This window comes from Yersinia ruckeri ATCC 29473 (assembly GCF_000754815.1).
In the GTDB taxonomy this organism is placed as follows: Bacteria; Pseudomonadota; Gammaproteobacteria; order Enterobacterales; family Enterobacteriaceae; genus Yersinia; species Yersinia ruckeri.
Genome location: NZ_KN150747.1, coordinates 1,491,685 through 1,508,797, shown reverse-complemented (window position 1 = coordinate 1,508,797; position 17,113 = coordinate 1,491,685). Strand labels below are relative to the sequence as shown.

Genomic DNA, 17,113 nt, shown 5'->3' with positions numbered 1-17,113 from the left:
CAAACAAGCCAATTAATTAATCATGCGTACATGTACAAATAGGCCATCGCGACACTTTACCTGTCGATAGCTTCAACTATTTTTCAGCCTCTGTTGCAATATTTTGGCATAGTCACTTTTAGGCACGACTAATGGTAACGGAGTCTGCCAACGCTCATCGGCAGGTCGGTTATCCTTTTTATTATCTTGCTGTTTATCAGCAAAAGTTATCGGCTTATTAAAGCTCTCTGCCGCTTTTCGCAATGAATGGTATTGCTCATCATTTTGCACCATCAGGTTATTACCCGTCAGGCGTAATCCGATCACAATTTCATCCAGACAAAAGTGATTATCAGGATTGCTGAGCATTTGATAGGCCGCCATTACGCCGGTTCGTCCTACCCCAGCCCGGCAATGCATCATAGTGCAATGCTCTGGGCGGCCGGAAATCTGACGCAGGTTAGCAATTTCCGCAGTAATCGCCGCCATATCAGCGTTATCGACTGAACCAAAATCCCTCCAATCTTTAATATGCAAAGTTGAGAGCGTTAACGGCGGTTCTTGACCCTTATTTTTGTCGATCGCTATAGTCGTGACCTTGCCGTGTAATTTACCGACAGCTAATATCTTTTCAGCAAGGATCTTTACCCGATAAGTCTCATCGCCATACTGATAATCCCCCTCTTGTTCAAAATAGCGAGGAAGGCGATATTCTGTAATATCTTCATCAGTCGCTAATACGACATTGACCGATGGACGTTCTTTATAAAGAATATTAAAATGTTGCCCCAGACTCTCATGCTTCGGGTAATCTCTGCGAAAACCAGCCTCTACGCCATTCACTGACAGTCTATTCACCGGTGATAACTTCCCGTCATCAGATCGAACAATGGTATCGTAAGCAGTCAGTATGTCTTTAAAATGTGAAAGTCCTTTAATATAACGGCCCTGATACAATCCATCCTGCTGCTTTTGACCTTTTCCATGCCCGGCAAAGTCGACTGATTTGTTTTTTATATATTCAGAAGTACTTTTAGGATCGACAGCCGAAAATGATTCTTTATCATTGATTTTATTATAATTATAATACGTTTTTTCAAGTGTGAGAAAGTTGAATTGCTCACCCGATAGGTTAGATAATCTTGATGCAGCATGCCCTACCGTTATCTTGGTAGGAAAGAAACTGTTCTTGCACGGTAATCCATTATAAGCACACTGAAAACGGTTGACCTGCCGTGGGTGAAGATAAGCCTTGAAATGATTGAACATCACCACTTTTCCGCTTTTACTTAAACCCAAAACCTGATCTTTCGCCGCGTATATTTTATCAACATCCTTATTCAATTCATTCAGTTTACTGCATAATTTAATAGAAGTGACCCTTGAAATTTTATCCATAAAAACTCCATTTATAATAAACGTGCGACTCCATCAGATGAGAGGTTAAATATATTTTCTATGGTTGCCTGTTCGTTTACATCAGAGATAAACGCGGTAATAATCGATAACAACATGGGCATTTCTATTCCATTTAGAGGTAAGCGCAACCAGTAAAGCAATCTATTGGTTTCATCAATGGAAAACGTCGGCTGCCAGATATAATCAGTTGGGGAATTCTTCCTCAAATAAGACTGTAACTTAGGTAAACTGTAGCGTTCAACCGGGCCCAGATTGGCCGAGACTACCCATGATTCCTGATCAATGGCACAGCAGTCTATTTGAAAAAAATCATCAATGGTTAACGTAATCACCGTTTGATTTCTATCAAGATCGGGGGCTTCAAACCCCATAATAATAAGCAGTTCAGTAATGGCAGTATGAAATTTTTGTAAATCCTGTTCCACGCTATTCTCCCGCAACCATTAAATAGAGCAGTTAAATACATCTATTATTGATATTTAAATCAAAAATAGCTTAGTCGCTACCCGTAACAGTCTCATAGAGCTACGATTGGAAAATATAAAATAATGATTATGAGGTGATAAATAAGCTTAAAGTTAATATAGGGAATAAATTTAATGAAGATCACAGCAGGAAGGAAACATCCTTCCTGCTGACTACCTAACTGGCTCTGCGTTGGCTAAATCAAGATAATCAGTCACATCCTTGATCGTTGTCCACTCTAACCATATGTCATCTGCCAATGGTCGGGCGGTTTTTTTCTCCACGGCAATGACCAACTCGAGCATTTCTAGTGAATCTATATGTAAATCCAAGATCAAGCGAGACTCAGGCCGATATTCCGACGGATTGCTAATAGATATCAGCCTCAATTGGCGCTGAAACCAATCGAAACTGCTTTCCACCACAATACCATCACCGACAGTGTTATTGGTTAACGTTCCCATACTTATACCCGTTCTAATTAACAAATTTCATCTTAATCGCGGGAGCGGTAATCAGTTACTGATTATTTCGGAATACTTTTACGCAGTGCTCCTCTTTCAGTTAATAATACGCGGTTATCCGTTTCAACCGTTGGCCAGCTTCGTGCGGGAGCGGAGGCGTTGCGGGAAATATTTTTTAGCAAAGAGCCTTGAGCCTTCACTTCCTTCACTTCATCCGTAGAGCTTAATTCACCACTTTTAAGCTGGAATTCCGCCACAGAGATATTTGTCCTATCGAGCCCTAAAGTATTCTCCGCCGTTGAACTCTTTCCAAGAGCCGACAAGGAAACATTGCGGAGGGGACTGCCAGCCGCGTTGCCGGTATTCCCCATGCTTTCTCTTCTTGCTTTCATCTGGCTGGCAAGAACCTGAAATTCCAGAGGCGCTTTTTCTTCAACCGGTTTTTCAAACTCACGGTGGCGCAGCGTCACTTTTTCGCGGACATTATCTGCCGCCAAACCGGGGGCCTCTTTTGCCGATACTGGGCGCGGTTCAGCCGCATCGATCATTTCACCCGTGGCCTTAATTACCCCAGTTGCCGCTTCAAACAGGCGAGCAGATAACGTTGACGGCTGACTGTCTATGTTTTTCGCTTCAGACTGAAGTAAGGTCGGTAATGGCATAGATTCTGCCATCATTTTAACCGGCTCTGATAAAGGCAAGACATTGCTTTCTATGTTTTTGGCCGAGGTGAAACCCGGTTCAGCCGCACTGAGCATTTCGCTGGTTGCTTTAATGACTTCAGCCGCCGCCTCAGCCAACTGTGCCGATAAACCGAGTGGCTGATTGTCTGTATTTTTCGCTTCAGACTCAGATAAAGCCGGCAATGTGGTCGATTCAACCATCATTTTTACTGGCGCAGCTAAAGGCAATACACGGCCAGTTTGGCTCATCGTTTTCTGGGAGACGCTCTCCAAATTGATGGTCATCTCTGTACGGTAGACTCGTGATGATGGCTCAGTAGCAGAGCGAGCAACAGTGGACTGCGTATTTATCCGATGTTCAGCCACCGCAGATGCCGGGTTAGAGAACGTCACCGGAGCTGATAACACTGGCGCCTCACTGACAATACCGCCGCTGGACGATAAGCGTGTCGCTGAGATGACACCATCAGTATGGTTAGTCTTGTGAGGCTCCATATTTTCTGGTTTCATTGCCGCCACAGATTGTTTTAACACCGGATTTTCAGAACCCGCGCTCAAACTGTCTATTTTCTGATATAAATCACGAATCTTATCAGTGAGTGAATTTAGCATATCACCCAAGGCATCCAGTTTATGGGAACCCTCTCTGTTTAGCGGCGAGCCTGCCGGTTCAACGGTATTCCCTTCGATATAGATGTTATTAACTGTAGAGTGATCATTATAAGTAATTGTCGTACTCTCACCACTTCCCGCCGGTATATCCCTATTGGGGTCTTTAACACCATCCGTCCCAGAGAATGGATGATTTTGTGGTTGGGATTAAATACCTGACAGCGGTAAAGTTGATCGAGGAAATGGCATGATGCTATCAACATCATCATTGCTCTGCTGTAACATGGCAGACTCGACAGAAGTACGAGAGAAACTATTGATAAAAGAAGCTTTGCTTTCAATCTGCTGCATAAGATTGAGCATATCTGTAATGTAAGCTCCGCCCGCCTTATTCTTCCCTTCAAACCCTTTTACATTATTTAAACAGCTCTCCGTATTAGCCTGGCGCGTCTGCATATTATGCTGATTAAATAACGAACTATCTAAGGGTATCGTCAACTGTTCGCTGGCAATAAAGGGAGCCATCATCTTGATGCACTGAGGATCAACCATCGTCTTTTCATAATGACCTTTAAAACCATCAAGATCATTACCGATGACTTTATCAATCAAATGAACACTGAATGTGTTAATTAATTTGTTTATATCTTTATTACGCCCCTCACTCTCTTTCCTGCTGGCTTTATCAGTTAATGCCTTTGCAAATGATTGAATTTCTTTTTTCAATTCCACCTTAGTATCTTCAGATGCAAAAGAATATAATCGTTCAATAATTTTAATGCCGTTCTTATTACCCATATGAACAACATCACTGACACAGCTAGCACTGATTGCAGAGGAATATTGGTGATATTTTTCTGCAATCTCACCACCAATGGCATGACGAAAATTATCATGACAGTCACTATCAAGCGTATTCTTTATTCCACCGCGCTGACTACAGACGTTACCTGGCGAGATAACACAATTTGCCGGAAGCGTTGCGTCGGCTCCGCCAGGATTAATACCCGACAATGTCGTTGATAATGTGGGTGAAGATAAGGTTGGTTGCGCCGGCTGAGAACGTCTTACTTGAGGCGTCGGCCTGAAAGGCGCATTTGCACGTAGCATAAAATATCTCCTGGCAATAATGAAATATTACCCAGAAAAATCATCTGGGTAATAAATATATGGCGTAACCATGTCAAAATAAACTAACGGAAATAACCTTCGTTATATCTAAAATGATCATCAATGGATTTTATTAGAATCTGAATTAGATTATCAAAAGTAGAAATATCATGACGATATTTTTCCATCAATTGATTTATCGCCGTTTGTTGACGATTTTTAAGGCTATCAAAGCCAGCCTGCCAGGCTTGGAAAGTGGCGGTTAATATATTATTTCTTTCTGAAACAAATGGCTCTATTTTTCCATCCGGGCCTTTTAGACTTTCAAAAACATCTTTTAATGTATCAAGATTAGGTGAGATCTTTATCATCTCCCCATCTCTCTTTACATTAAATGTTGGCGATAATTTCTCTTGCCAGAAAGTCAGCGCTTCCTCACTTCCTTTAAATTCATAAATAGATTTTGCGTCAATGAAAGAATTATTCAATATGATGCCATTACCGTCATATAAATCATCATTATTACTGTACTTCGACATGATTAATTCTATAGCACGGGCGAAGCTTCTTTTCTTAAAGTTTAATTTATTGGCATCACTTCCACTCTCAATACATTTATCTAACTCGCTCATTGCCAGGTTAAAATCTTTAAAGTATTCCGTAGCTTGCTTCACCACCTCAGAATAAACATCCTGAAAGTTTGCCTTAACGTCCTTAACCACAGTCTCCAGATTGGCAATATGGGCTGGATAGTTGCTTAGCTGCGTGCCGCTGTTCTTACTAGCCTGAGACAGACTCTTGATAAGTTGACGTTGTTTTTGGCTAAATTCATCAACCGTATAGTTGACGGCATGCTTTACATTACGGCTTGCCTCCGCCACCTGCTGATCATCAAACTGTGACTCTTGCATACTGCGTTGGTAACGTTGCATGGCCTTATCAAGATTGGCTACGGCATGACTTTCTGTAGTCACCAGCGTAGTTTCCCTTAACAGCTGATCCAGATTGTCTGCCAGCGGTAAATCCCCCCCGACCAGGGGGGATACTTCATGCATAAACTTAGCCATGCTCTGCACGACTGTGGGTGTATGCTGTGGCGTATTATCAATGGCTACTGGCTGCTCGCTGACGAAAGCCATCGGTTTCGTTTTCAGCAGATCGCTGATCACTATATTATTCATACTGTTTCCCTACCTCGTAACGGATTAACCGCGAATCATCGCCCTAATAGTGGCATTTCTGTCGTTTTGCATGCCGTTCAGGGTTTCTCTGATGGTTTTCAGCAAGTCCGAGGTTTTATCGATCTGTTTTTCCTTGTCCTGCGCCACATTTTTCAACGTACCCGCTGCGGTATCCTCGGTCATTTTTTGGGCTTCGATATTTTTCACCGCCATCCCATTCACTCCCGTGACCATCTGATTACTGTTATCAGACATGCGGGAGACGGCCTGCCCAGCCGCTTCTATTTTCTGTGCCTTATGGGTTTTGATGTCAAAACTCATCTGATGGGCATTGGCTTGTTGCTGCAATTTAAGTTCTGCGGCCTGGTGTTCCTGCGTTCGGAATTCTTTCTGAGCTGGATTGATTTCTTCGCTAACTTTCAGCGCTTTATTATCTTTACCCTGAATCGTTGTTTTAGAGCCACTCACGTCACGAGCGCCCATATTCATATTTTGCTTAAGTTCACTCGCTTTATTATTCGAAGTATGAACTTGTTTAAGATCGCTGTTGATCGCTTTATTCTGCTTACTCAACCCTTTGAGTTGCGTCATGGTGCCGGCACTGGCAATCAAGCCACCGATAGCAAAACCAATCACCGCCCCTATCATTTGTTGCTTCCCTTCATTGATCGTCGATTGGGCTGCCTTTTCTGACATATTGGCGCTCAACTCAGCAAAGCGGCTATGTAGCTGACGATCGCCTTTATCCACGCTTTCCCGAATTTTGCTCAGTAATGACATCAGAACCAGAATCAAATCTTCCGTTTGGAATCCAACCAAATTGTTCGCTTTGACCGTATCAATAGACTGCCCTTTCTTCTCGATATTATCCGGCGCATTTTGCACCGTCAGGCTTTCGGCTTTGAGCGCCTGTGGCGTCATACCCATCGCAGCCAAGGCACCAGCGACTTTGCGGGAAAAGTCAGGATCGGCCAGTAGCGTACTAAATTGCTCAATATCAGTAATGGGTACCGGGATATCTTGTTTAACTGGAGGAACCGCAGCAGCCAGAGGACTCACCGAGCCTTTGAGTTGAGGAGCCGCAGCAACCAAAGGGCTCACCGCGTCGTTGGCCTGAGGAACCGCAGCAGTTTGAGGACTCACCGAGCCGTTGGCCTGAGGAACCGCAGCAGCTTGAGGACTCACCGAGCCGTTGACTGGCTCCGCCAGGCTGCCTGATAAAATGCCAATGCTAAAGGCCTGCAATAACGATTGAGGAGCCAGATTACCTTGCTGGCTATGAGTCATTACGGCCTGAATATTGTCCAGTTCAGACAGAATGTCAGCGTCATTCACCGCGACCTGCGGTGGTGTCAAAACTACGGTTTTATCTGAAGACTCAACCAAACTCGCGGCCTTCTGGCTCAATGCGCTGAGAGGGAGACTTTTTTTAGCCTCATGTGTAGTCTCGCTATCAGCAGCCTTAATGCTCTGATTGCTTTGGTTAAATAAAGAGGAAATCTGCTGCTGTGGTCTGGTGTCAATAATTGCGGTCATGATAGCTCCGATTGTTTTTTTAGTTGGACGTTGAGTGAAAAAAGAGGCTTAAGCAAATGCCGTTCTGATAATCGCTTGCTTCTGTTCCTGTGACTGTTTCATGCCAGCCATCATGCTTTCTAAATTATCGCTTGCCATTTCAGTCGTCTTGGACGCCGCCTCAATGAGGCGTTTAATCAGATCGTTAATTGCTTCAATAAACTCCACATTTAACATCAGAGCAGCCAGCGCCTTTTTCATATCCAAATTATGATCGGCGGCGACCAGATTCAGCGATCCCGGCACCGCGACACTGGCGGCACTGGTTACCGCACCTGCTACCTTGGTGCCCACCTCAATTTTACGCTGGACAACTTCCCCCATATCCATCGCCTTATTCACTTTGGACATGCCGCTACTGATTTTTTCACCCACTTTACTCGCCATATTGCCTACCGCTTGGGTTGCCTTCGGCAAGACCTTAGCGCTCACCTTCACCACACTATTACCGACAATTTTGGCTACTGTGGATGCTGCGTTTTTCACAAAGGAGGACATGGAAGCTAACGAAACAGCCAGGAAAGCGATCGCGGCCAGTACCATTCCGGCGATTTTGCCAATCTCTTCGGCTTTCTCTTTGGGAACACCAAAACTAATCAGCATATTGGTTATGCCGGTGGAAATTTCCGTGGCTAGCATTTGCATCAAACTGCTGTTTCCGGTTTCTTCTAGCACCACATCAGCCACCGCCATAGCGATACCGATCGCCGCGATGCCAACGGTCAGAGCAGATGCGGTTCCCAGTGAGGCGACCGTCGCTATCACTGAAACGGCAATGAGCACATAGCTTAAAATTTTGCTGGCACAAGACGCAGCTTTACTGGCTTCTTCCGATTTTCTCTGCGCCTCTTCCATTTCTTCCGCTTTCTTTTCAGCGTTCTGGCGGGCGGTTTCGTTGATTTTTTCCAGCACCGCCTGTTGCCGGCTTAAGCCATCCACAGTCAGTTTACTGATCAATTCTTTTAACTGTGCAGCGAGCAAGGTCAACTGCGACATCGCATCTTGATAACGCGGAGTGTCCAACGCGCTGGCCGCACGGCTGGATACGGTCTGAATAAATTTCTCGACTTGATTTTGCTTTAAAGATGCATCCTCCACTTTACTGGTGGCGATATTTATCGCCGTTTTTAATTCGTTTTCCGACTGCGCCAACGAATTTTTTCCGTCAATAATACGAGCATTCAAGCTGTTTATTTTTTGCTCAATTGACGGAACTTGCCGGGCCAGTAGGTTCTGTCGTTCAGACAACTGGTTTTGTTGTTGTGTGAGGGTCAGATGTTGTTGCTTATCAGCTTCGGTAGTCAGAGGCGAGGGTAATGCTGCCAGGTCGTCACTGATTGCCGCCCACTGGGCTTTTACCGCCGTCAGCTCATCCCGCAGGCTGTCCAATTGCTTAACATTGCCAGCCTGTTGCGAATTCAAACCATCCAGATGGTTTTTTGCCTGATCGTAAGTCCTTTGACTACTCTCTGCCTGCTGCTTGGCGCTATTAGCCTGATTGTTACTTTCTTCAAACGCTCCCACGAGCTTATCGCCCTGAGCACGCAGCTGCTCGGATTCAATGTTAAGCAGTTTAAGGCGGTTGCGCATTTCAGTCACAGAAACATCATGCATCATGTTGCGCAAGTTAAGCATCGAACCCAGCATTTCGCTGAAAGCAGTCGTTGATTTATGCTCTGCTCCCTCAGATGTTGCTGCCCGTGACGTGGTGGGTTCCGCTGCGGAATCACCTTCGGAAATACTTTTTACCCGTGCCAGCAGCGATATATTCGATCGGCTTTCCGGTTTATTCAGCTGTGGTGCATTTTCAACACCATGACGACGTTGCTGCTCCTCGGCACCCAATTCACGACAGGCATCCTCACAGGCCAACAGCGCCTTGGTTGCCTCATCCTGGATTTTTACTATATTTCCTTGCCCGGCAAATAGCTGAACATTCCTGATTCGCTCACTGGAGATTTTACTAATATCAACAGCCATACCCTTTTCCTTCCGTTAATCTTCACGCATCGACAGCTTAAGGTGTGGCCTCTTGCAGGTTCTGCGTTAGTGCGGATAAATAAGCCTGAGCTTTTTGTTTCAACTCAGGGTCAGTGGTGCTGTTCACTGTGGATTCAAAGCAATGCAATGCAGCTGAAGTTTTCTTTAACATCAAATTACATTGACCCGCATGGAACAGCGGTCGGTAGTCGTCTTTGGCTAACATAAATGCCAGCGCATATAATTCTGTCGCTTTGTCATAGCGTTTTTTAAGCTGATAAACTGCCGCCAACCCCATGACATAATCAGAGTTATAAAAATCATAAATACTGAGAAAACGGAAAAATGTTTCAGCTTCGTCTAATTTTCCTTGATGATAAAACTCATAGGCATAGGCATAAATCCCCTGCATAGTGGACTCAGGAATGCCGTGAATATCTTTAAATGTCACGCCGTCAAGTAATGCCTGACAAACTTCATCAATATACTTTTCGGCTTCCGCTTCACTTTCAATATCTTGGGGTAGGTTCATATCTTTTGAGTCATTCATTACAAATACCTTTAATGTTATTAACACTCAAATCAGACGTTCCCTATGCAATAAAGCTATTTTAAATTTGATCTATCAGACCTTCTTTAAAAAAACGCTTGAATAACACAGAAAGTTATCAATCCGATTTAACTATATTGTTTACCGACCTAATCCGATTTTTTCTCAGGTGGCTCGCTATGCAGCGCTTGACTAACCACGCTGTTTTCATCCTGCACCTCAATGTCGGTAGCATCGAGTTCCTGGTTTATGCTCTCTAGCGCAGAAGGAAGCGATATACCCAGTTTTTCCAATTCAATTCTCTTCAACCAGATGAGAATATTCATAATATCCAACAGGTCATCATCGCGTATAAAGCTGAATATACTGTTGTTCCGATAAAGCCGTCGCGCTAATGGGATATCTCGTACTACTGGAATCCCTTGTTCTTCAGCATAAGCGATCACCGCCCTGGCCTGAGCATTCTGAGCCTTAACAATAATCAGAGGCAATTCGGCTACCGACGGATCAAAATAGATGCCTAACGCAATATGAGTTGGGTTAGCCATGACCACTTGAGAATTTTTAATACCATTTTTAGTTTCTTCCGATAATATTTCCCGATGTATTTCTTTACGCGCCTGTTTTATCTGCGGGTCACCTTCGTTTTCTTTATATTCTTTTTTAACTTCTTGCTTTTCCATTTTTAGATCTTTAATAAACAGAAAAAGCTCAGTCAGGGTATCCAATAGCAATAGAATTAACGAAGACGCGAGAAAAACAAAAATAAATATAATGCACAACCTTCCCCACTGAGTGATCATTTCTTCCAACTCAGCATGGTAAAGCATAAAAACCTCTCGCCGCCATAGCAGAATAAACGTATAAATTGACGTACCAAAAGCCAATAAATACAACAATGCCTTTACTAATTCTTTTAACGGACGGATACCAAATATTTTTTTAAACCCAGAGATAGGATTAAGATGCGAAAAATTTATTTTTAATGCTTCAGTAGCCAAACGGAATCGACTCTGTAACAAAGAAAGTAACATACCGGGTAATAAACAGCACAGTAATACCGGTATTACCGCGTACAAAAAAAGACGATATAATTCATCTAAATATGCAGATATCTTTATCTCTGATGGTGATAAAAGCACTTTTTGCAGTAAATGCCCCAAAGCGGTCAGACTTGAGAATCCACTAATGGCTAAAGCACCACAGACTAAAACTGCGGCAGCAATCAGGTCTTTACCCTTAAAGCTTTGCCCCTTTTTAGCCGAGTCTCGTACCTTTTTATCTGTGGGTTGTTCTGTTTTTTCTGCCATATCATATTTCCTAATCCAACAACTCAAGAACCGTCGTTAAATAATTCAGGACGCTTAGATTATTATTTAAGAGTAAATATTTTCCCCAACGGAGAAATATCTACCATTGTGACCAGCAACGACGGCACTTCATTTTGGAAATAAAGTAAAAAAACGCTAAATGCGATGATCGACTTTACCGCCAGAGAAAGTGAAAAGGCGTTCAGTTGTGGACAAAACCGGGAGTAAAGCCCAAGAGCCACTTCGCTCAAGAATAAGGTTACCAATACTGGCGACGCCATAATAAATCCCTGGCTAACTAATGTATTGAGCCAGCTTCCCAATAACAGCGGTTCGAAGAGGGAGAAACCTTGGCCGAATGGCATCAGCTTATAGCTATCTGCAAACGATTCGACCAACTTATACATTCCTCCTTGGGAAAGAAACACCATACATACAATGTAATTCAGCAAGGCAGAGAATTCAGATGACTCGATGCCATTGGCTGGATCTATCGTGTCACTGATAGTGGCACCACGCTGGTTATCAATTATTTCCCCAATAATATTAGCAATCAAAAATGGCATGCAAATAAAGAATGCCAATATAACCCCAATAGATAACTCATAAAGGATAATATCCACAATTCCTAGCTGCTGGCGAACGAACTCCCCCCGAGATAAATAAGGCCACAACCCTAAACAAATATAGATAATTAAACTATTTTTAACGACAACGCCATTCAGTAATTTTGTATTGAGAAAAGGTAATAAAAAAAATACCGGAGCAATACGCATATAGGCTAGAGCCAGGGTTATCATTCCTGAATTAAACGTGCCATACAGCGAACTATATAGGTTTAACATTTCCTTATTCATCGACCTTATCCTATCGGTTGGAGAGCGATGGATAAAACCTCCATGGCGTAACTCATCACTTTGTCTGACAACCAGCCAGAGATCATAAATAGTGAGCCGAATACTGCCAACAGCTTCAAACCAAAGGGCAGTGTTTGTTCCTGAAGTTGGGTGACTGTCTGAATCAGGCCAACAAACAACCCTACCACGGTAGCGACTAATACCGGAATTGCTGATAAAACAACAATTAATAGCATCGCCTTGTTACTAGCATAAATAATCTGTTCCATAGGCCGCTACTGTTGCGCAAGTTCTATGTATTGCATTACGAGTCCTTTTGAAATCAAGGCCCAGCCATCCATAGCAACAAATAAGATCAACTTTATAGGTACCGAGATAGTTACTGGACTCATCATCATCATACCCAGTGCCAGTAAAATACTGGAGATAACCAAATCGATCACAACAAAAGGTAAATAGATATAGAAACCAATTTCAAAAGCCGATTTAATTTCACTCAGTGCATAAGCGGGTAATAGTGAGAATAATGTAACTTCTTCTTTCTCTACATCAATCTCATGTTCACTGCGCCCACGTTGAACTGACTCAAAAAATGAAAGCAGTTCTGGATCAGAATACTTTTTCAGATAGGACTTATAGCCACCCAATCCTCCATCAACAAAACGATTAACAGAGTCAACATCAGTCATTTCTACTTTTTGTTCACGTACATAATCGTTAATATCATTAATAACCGGCATCATAACAAATAAAGATAAAAGTAATGCGATACCATTCAAAGCAATATTAGAGGGTATTTGTTGCACCCCCATAGCATTACGAACCATGATCAGAACAATCGATATCTTTAAAAAACAGGTGCCAGCAGCAATAATAAATGGAAGTAACGTTGTTAACGCAACAATGGCTATTAATGGTACATCACTGGGCATAATATATTACTCCAGTGAGCCCATAGTGGCCATTTTTGTTACTTCAAGCCCAAGCACATCATCAATATAAATCAGCTCGCCTTCGGCGATTAGCTGTTTATTCGCATAAACCTTGACAGATTTCTCAGTGTTCTGCCCAAGAGCAAATTGTGAACCAGACTGAATGCTCGACAACTCATTAATTGTTATCGAACGCTGCCCCAGAACAAAAGTTAATGTGATACTGATTGCCGAAACATCAAAAGGAACCAATACCTGCTCCTCCATCATCGTCTCGTCTTCAATATCAATACGTTCGGGTTCCAATTCATTATGTATGACTTCTTCCACAACCATTACTCCATCATCCTGAGATCGGAATCTCGCTATCCGCTTACCGGAAATATCTAACTGCATTAGTAGGTTTTGTATCAGCAATACATCGCGAAGTGCCAATGTATGCAATAAACTGGCACTGATTATGCTGGTACCCAATATCCATTTACTTGCCAGAGGGAGGTGCATAAACCCAGCGATATTAATCGGATGGGGAGCCATGCCAAGTGGTGCTCGTTCAAGCAAAACTCGTCCCAAACGTTTTTCTTGCACCGTAAGCCAAGGCTGCTGAACAATATCGCCGCTGATAACTTCAATATTTAGTGGTACATAACGTCCTGAGAAAAAACGATGATGTTCAATCTCGGCGCTAAAGAGCTGCCGCAATTGCCCTTCACTGATACATTCCCAGGCCAGACTTTCCATCTCTGGCCAAGCGTGGCGGCACCATTCAACCAAGTCAATCAGAGCTGTAATACGCTCTTCTGCTGCACAAAGCTGAAACCTTGCGTATTTCCGCTCCGCAGTTGGTGTAACGGGTAATGCTTGCGGTGCATAGGTCACTTGCTGTTGACTCATACACGCCTGATGGCGTGTAACCCGGCGAAAATTAAACATCACGAGCCTTCTTCTTCATGATCTGGCTGCTGATACCGCTGTTTTCTTTCTTCATCGTCTCGGTGCTCATCGATCACCAACGTCCTTTCGGTTTCCAGTAAATGCTGACTGTCGTCCAAAACTTGCTGAACAGTGTCACTGGAAGTCGTGGCGTGAATTTCCTGTGCTTTAGCCAGTTCAACTCTCACTGAGGAGCCATCATTCCATGAGGTAAATTTATAATTCAGCCCACGCTGCAATTGCCCGACCCTCTCCTCTGGCTGTGGGGTCAATGCGTTGCTGCTATTTGGCGTATTTTCAGGCGTTGCAGCACTCTCTTGCAACGAAGTCGTCCGTGCGTTGTTTACCGTTAGTTGTGAGAACGAACGCCCTTCATCATCGCGAGATGCACTCTTTAAAGTGACATCTTTAATTTCGGCTACAGACTCACCTTTTTCAGTAGAATTAATATCTGGTGTTGATTCTGCTACCGCTAATTCACTCGTTTTGTTGATATTGACTGGCACGCCAAAACTCGATTGAGCCAACCTGAATTCATTACCATTAATGCTTGTTGGTAGAGCGGGACGACTAATATCCGATGCTGAAAGCATTCTGGCTGACTCAGCGAATTGGCCACGATTCTCATTGACACCCGACGAAGTCAATATCGATGTAGTCTCAGGCACAGCGCTCAATGTCGTATCATGCACATTCGGCATAGCGGCCGATGTCGTATCATGCACATTCGGCATAGCGGCCGATGTCGTATCATGCACATTCGGCATAGCGGCCAATGTGGTATCACGCATACCAGACGTAGCTAACGAACTATTGTCATTTTGAATGCCATAAGCTTGAATCAGCGCCTCACGCATCTTTGTCGCAGACAGATCAGTGGCAGCGATTTGTGGCAGTCTCTCACCCAAAATCACTGAACCCAGTGCGCCGGGTCGGATCGTGCTCTGATTCACACCGCCGGGTTCTTCACCTTTATCTAATTTCGTCAGCTTGGGCTGAGTCACGGTTAGATTCTGAGGTATGTTCCTTTCTTCCCGGCCAATTTGCTCATGCAAGCTCTGCCATAATTCTAACTGAGCCCCCATCCCCACCGGCTGCAATGCCACAAATAATGGAGGTGCCGCTAATGCCAGTTCTTCTTGCTTCTTCTTACGCATGGCCTGCATTTGTTGCTGCTCTTTGAGGCGGTTTAACTGCGCATTTATTTTCTTTTTATTGACCTGTTGTTGGCGATCGGCAACCTGATTCGCCGCAGGCAGTAAAGGTGCCGCTTCGTATGGCACTGCATCGTGACTCACAGTACTAACCGCGACGTTCATTCTGGTTCCTGACACCACCATGGATTGATAACTCCTCTATTTCGCCTTCTTGATAAGCGTCTAATTTTAAACGCTGCTTACGGCTTAACCCTTCAAGATAACTTTGGAATTTCACGCACTTCCCATTAAAAGCCGCGATCCGCAGTACACTCCGTTGTTTTTCTGCTTCAAGTTTGGAGAGATCGTTCTCTAATGTTTCCGATTGATACTTCAGTCCGGCAATTTCAGACAAAACGATGGCTTTCTGCCGACGGCTATCAAAGAAAGCGTTACGGGTGAATTCTGCCTGTTGTTCAAATAGCCGGGTTTGCACATGTAAAACCTCAACCCGGGTATGTGTTTCAGTTATGCGTTGGGTGACTTCGAGGATATTTCGGTTAACAACATTTAATTCCCGTCTGGCACGATCCAAACGTCGTTCAATCATCCGTAAGTAGTTTTTACTTTTAAGATATAAGTCCATTCAACGCCTTTTGCGTTTCCTCAAACGGGCTATTCATCGCCATACTTTGGCGTAAGAAGGCCTCAATCTCGCTTTTACGATCCAATGCGCGGTCATTGGCAGGATTTTCGCCACGTTGATATTCACCCAGATCCAGATAAAGTTGAATTTCATCTAAACGAGCCAACATATCGCGCATTTCAGCAGCAGATTTCCGATGGCTGTCAGTGGTTATTTGCGGAAAGACCCGGCTGATGCTGCTCAAAATATCGATAGCCGGATAATGCCCTCGACCAGCCAGTTTGTAGCTGAGATAAATGTGTCCATCTAGAATGGAGCGAATTTCGTCTCCAATCGGATCCGGTTCATCCTCACTTTCCAGCAATACGGTATAAAAAGCGGTAATTGAGCCATTCTGCATATTACCTGGCCGCTCAAGTAGGGAAGGAAGCCGTTCAAATACCGATGCTGGATAGCCGCGGCGGGCAGGTAATTCACCTGCGGCGAGTGCGACATCGCGCAATGCCCGTGCATAACGCGTCATAGAATCGACAAAGAGCACCACATTGCGCCCTAAATCGCGGAAATACTCAGCCATAGCGGTGGCCAATAACGCGGCATTACAGCGTTCAATAGAAGGGCTATCCGATGTGGCATAAACGAGAATAGTAGAGTCTCGTCGTGGAGATGAAGAGAGTTCATGAATAAATTCAGTCACTTCACGGCCACGTTCCCCCACCAAAGCGACAATGCACACATCGGCATCTGAATGGGCAATAATCATATTCATCAATGAGGTTTTACCCGCACCCGCAGAGGCAAAAATACCAAACCGCTGCCCTTTCCCACAGGTCAGCAAGCCATCAACAGCTCTGATGCCAGTAGAAAATTGGCTATTAATCGGATGCCTGAGCGTCATTTCTGGCGGTGGTGAATCGATGCATCGCCATTCTGTTGGCGTCATGGGCGCGGCATCCATTGGCTGGTCACTAAACGAACAAATCGCTTCACCGGAGGCTTTGTAGGCTTTGCCCAGTAAGTGCTCTCCCATCAAGAACTGATAGGCTTTTCCTGTTGGCCGTAGCACGACTTCTAAAGAAAGTCCCTTGGCTCGGCCAATCAGGCTGAGCTGAGTTTTCCCTGAATGAAATCCAATGACCTGCGCTTTTCCGATGATCTCTGCATCCGCAACCGATCGCTCAATAGCACAAACCTCACCAATAAAGACCCCCTGCAAAGGGGCCTCAATCAGTACATCATTAATTCGAGTGGGGTGAGCACAATAGTCAAATAATTTCATGA

At 44.1% G+C, this 17,113-nt stretch carries 17 protein-coding genes; all 17 read right to left on the bottom strand.

Annotated features, from left to right (window positions below; all coding sequences use genetic code 11):
* Nucleotides 1-72 precede the first annotated feature (72 nt).
* A complete protein-coding gene (locus DJ39_RS06675; protein WP_004722080.1) occupies nucleotides 73-1,377 on the bottom strand; it encodes a protein-tyrosine phosphatase family protein in 1,305 nt (434 codons plus the stop codon).
* Nucleotides 1,378-1,388: 11 nt separating this feature from the next.
* Nucleotides 1,389-1,823 carry a CesT family type III secretion system chaperone gene (locus DJ39_RS06670; protein ID WP_004722082.1) on the bottom strand — a complete coding sequence of 145 codons (435 nt, stop codon included), beginning with the start codon at nucleotides 1,821-1,823 and terminating at the stop codon, nucleotides 1,389-1,391.
* Between the two features lie 213 nt (nucleotides 1,824-2,036).
* Nucleotides 2,037-2,327 carry an acyl carrier protein gene (locus DJ39_RS06665; protein ID WP_004722084.1) on the bottom strand — a complete coding sequence of 97 codons (291 nt, stop codon included), beginning with the start codon at nucleotides 2,325-2,327 and terminating at the stop codon, nucleotides 2,037-2,039.
* Between the two features lie 62 nt (nucleotides 2,328-2,389).
* Nucleotides 2,390-3,622: a hypothetical protein gene (locus DJ39_RS06660; RefSeq protein ID WP_038251264.1), complete on the bottom strand. Its 1,233-nt coding sequence runs from the start codon at nucleotides 3,620-3,622 to the stop codon at nucleotides 2,390-2,392.
* A 207-nt stretch (nucleotides 3,623-3,829) separates the two neighbouring features.
* Nucleotides 3,830-4,732: a hypothetical protein gene (locus DJ39_RS06655; RefSeq protein WP_038251263.1), complete on the bottom strand. Its 903-nt coding sequence runs from the start codon at nucleotides 4,730-4,732 to the stop codon at nucleotides 3,830-3,832.
* 83 nt (nucleotides 4,733-4,815) lie between these two features.
* A complete protein-coding gene (locus DJ39_RS06650; protein WP_004722090.1) occupies nucleotides 4,816-5,913 on the bottom strand; it encodes an IpaD/SipD/SspD family type III secretion system needle tip protein in 1,098 nt (365 codons plus the stop codon).
* A 24-nt stretch (nucleotides 5,914-5,937) separates the two neighbouring features.
* The gene (locus DJ39_RS06645) at nucleotides 5,938-7,449 is read right to left on the bottom strand and encodes a hypothetical protein (protein ID WP_004722092.1); all 1,512 of its coding nucleotides are present in this window, start codon (nucleotides 7,447-7,449) and stop codon (nucleotides 5,938-5,940) included.
* A gap of 48 nt (nucleotides 7,450-7,497) precedes the next feature.
* Nucleotides 7,498-9,468 carry a type III secretion system translocon subunit SseC family protein gene (sctE, locus tag DJ39_RS17115; protein WP_004722094.1) on the bottom strand — a complete coding sequence of 657 codons (1,971 nt, stop codon included), beginning with the start codon at nucleotides 9,466-9,468 and terminating at the stop codon, nucleotides 7,498-7,500.
* A 37-nt stretch (nucleotides 9,469-9,505) separates the two neighbouring features.
* Complete coding sequence (gene sicA / locus DJ39_RS06635) at nucleotides 9,506-10,000, bottom strand: type III secretion system translocator chaperone SicA (protein ID WP_004722096.1); 495 nt, start codon at nucleotides 9,998-10,000, stop codon at nucleotides 9,506-9,508.
* Nucleotides 10,001-10,167: 167 nt separating this feature from the next.
* Complete coding sequence (locus DJ39_RS06630; RefSeq protein WP_004722097.1) at nucleotides 10,168-11,328, bottom strand: EscU/YscU/HrcU family type III secretion system export apparatus switch protein; 1,161 nt, start codon at nucleotides 11,326-11,328, stop codon at nucleotides 10,168-10,170.
* Nucleotides 11,329-11,390: 62 nt separating this feature from the next.
* Nucleotides 11,391-12,185 carry a type III secretion system export apparatus subunit SctT gene (sctT, locus tag DJ39_RS06625; protein WP_004722099.1) on the bottom strand — a complete coding sequence of 265 codons (795 nt, stop codon included), beginning with the start codon at nucleotides 12,183-12,185 and terminating at the stop codon, nucleotides 11,391-11,393.
* A gap of 5 nt (nucleotides 12,186-12,190) precedes the next feature.
* Nucleotides 12,191-12,454, bottom strand: coding sequence for a type III secretion system export apparatus subunit SctS (sctS, locus tag DJ39_RS06620; RefSeq protein WP_004722103.1), 264 nt, complete (start codon nucleotides 12,452-12,454; stop codon nucleotides 12,191-12,193).
* A 6-nt stretch (nucleotides 12,455-12,460) separates the two neighbouring features.
* Nucleotides 12,461-13,117, bottom strand: a complete 657-nt coding sequence (locus tag DJ39_RS06615) for an EscR/YscR/HrcR family type III secretion system export apparatus protein (RefSeq protein ID WP_004722106.1) — start codon at nucleotides 13,115-13,117, stop codon at nucleotides 12,461-12,463.
* 6 nt (nucleotides 13,118-13,123) lie between these two features.
* Nucleotides 13,124-14,050: a FliM/FliN family flagellar motor switch protein gene (locus DJ39_RS06610; protein ID WP_038244561.1), complete on the bottom strand. Its 927-nt coding sequence runs from the start codon at nucleotides 14,048-14,050 to the stop codon at nucleotides 13,124-13,126.
* The gene (locus DJ39_RS06605) at nucleotides 14,050-15,369 is read right to left on the bottom strand and encodes a SpaN/EivJ family type III secretion system needle length determinant (protein ID WP_038251262.1); all 1,320 of its coding nucleotides are present in this window, start codon (nucleotides 15,367-15,369) and stop codon (nucleotides 14,050-14,052) included. The genes DJ39_RS06610 and DJ39_RS06605 overlap by 1 nt, the downstream gene beginning before the upstream one ends.
* Nucleotides 15,353-15,832, bottom strand: coding sequence for a hypothetical protein (locus DJ39_RS06600; RefSeq protein ID WP_038244563.1), 480 nt, complete (start codon nucleotides 15,830-15,832; stop codon nucleotides 15,353-15,355). Before DJ39_RS06600 ends, DJ39_RS06605 begins: the two co-directional genes overlap by 17 nt.
* Complete coding sequence (sctN, locus tag DJ39_RS06595; protein WP_004722110.1) at nucleotides 15,816-17,111, bottom strand: type III secretion system ATPase SctN; 1,296 nt, start codon at nucleotides 17,109-17,111, stop codon at nucleotides 15,816-15,818. The genes DJ39_RS06600 and sctN overlap by 17 nt, the downstream gene beginning before the upstream one ends.
* Nucleotides 17,112-17,113: the final 2 nt, after the last annotated feature.

Bases quoted from the DNA above. Each gene is read 5' to 3' on its own strand.
- DJ39_RS06630 (WP_004722097.1), bottom strand. From the start codon at position 11,328: ATGGCAGAAAAAACAGAACAACCCACAGATAAAAAGGTACGAGACTCG.
- sctS (WP_004722103.1), bottom strand. From the start codon at position 12,454: ATGGAACAGATTATTTATGCTAGTAACAAGGCGATGCTATTAATTGTT.
- sicA (WP_004722096.1), bottom strand. From the start codon at position 10,000: ATGAACCTACCCCAAGATATTGAAAGTGAAGCGGAAGCCGAAAAGTAT.
- DJ39_RS06675 (WP_004722080.1), bottom strand. From the start codon at position 1,377: ATGGATAAAATTTCAAGGGTCACTTCTATTAAATTATGCAGTAAACTG.
- DJ39_RS06610 (WP_038244561.1), bottom strand. From the start codon at position 14,050: ATGTTTAATTTTCGCCGGGTTACACGCCATCAGGCGTGTATGAGTCAA.
- DJ39_RS06655 (WP_038251263.1), bottom strand. From the start codon at position 4,732: ATGCTACGTGCAAATGCGCCTTTCAGGCCGACGCCTCAAGTAAGACGT.
- DJ39_RS06615 (WP_004722106.1), bottom strand. From the start codon at position 13,117: ATGCCCAGTGATGTACCATTAATAGCCATTGTTGCGTTAACAACGTTA.
- DJ39_RS06645 (WP_004722092.1), bottom strand. From the start codon at position 7,449: ATGACCGCAATTATTGACACCAGACCACAGCAGCAGATTTCCTCTTTA.
- sctE (WP_004722094.1), bottom strand. From the start codon at position 9,468: ATGGCTGTTGATATTAGTAAAATCTCCAGTGAGCGAATCAGGAATGTT.
- sctN (WP_004722110.1), bottom strand. From the start codon at position 17,111: ATGAAATTATTTGACTATTGTGCTCACCCCACTCGAATTAATGATGTA.
- sctT (WP_004722099.1), bottom strand. From the start codon at position 12,185: ATGAATAAGGAAATGTTAAACCTATATAGTTCGCTGTATGGCACGTTT.
- DJ39_RS06650 (WP_004722090.1), bottom strand. From the start codon at position 5,913: ATGAATAATATAGTGATCAGCGATCTGCTGAAAACGAAACCGATGGCT.
- DJ39_RS06665 (WP_004722084.1), bottom strand. From the start codon at position 2,327: ATGGGAACGTTAACCAATAACACTGTCGGTGATGGTATTGTGGTGGAA.
- DJ39_RS06660 (WP_038251264.1), bottom strand. From the start codon at position 3,622: ATGCTAAATTCACTCACTGATAAGATTCGTGATTTATATCAGAAAATA.
- DJ39_RS06600 (WP_038244563.1), bottom strand. From the start codon at position 15,832: ATGGACTTATATCTTAAAAGTAAAAACTACTTACGGATGATTGAACGA.
- DJ39_RS06605 (WP_038251262.1), bottom strand. From the start codon at position 15,369: ATGAACGTCGCGGTTAGTACTGTGAGTCACGATGCAGTGCCATACGAA.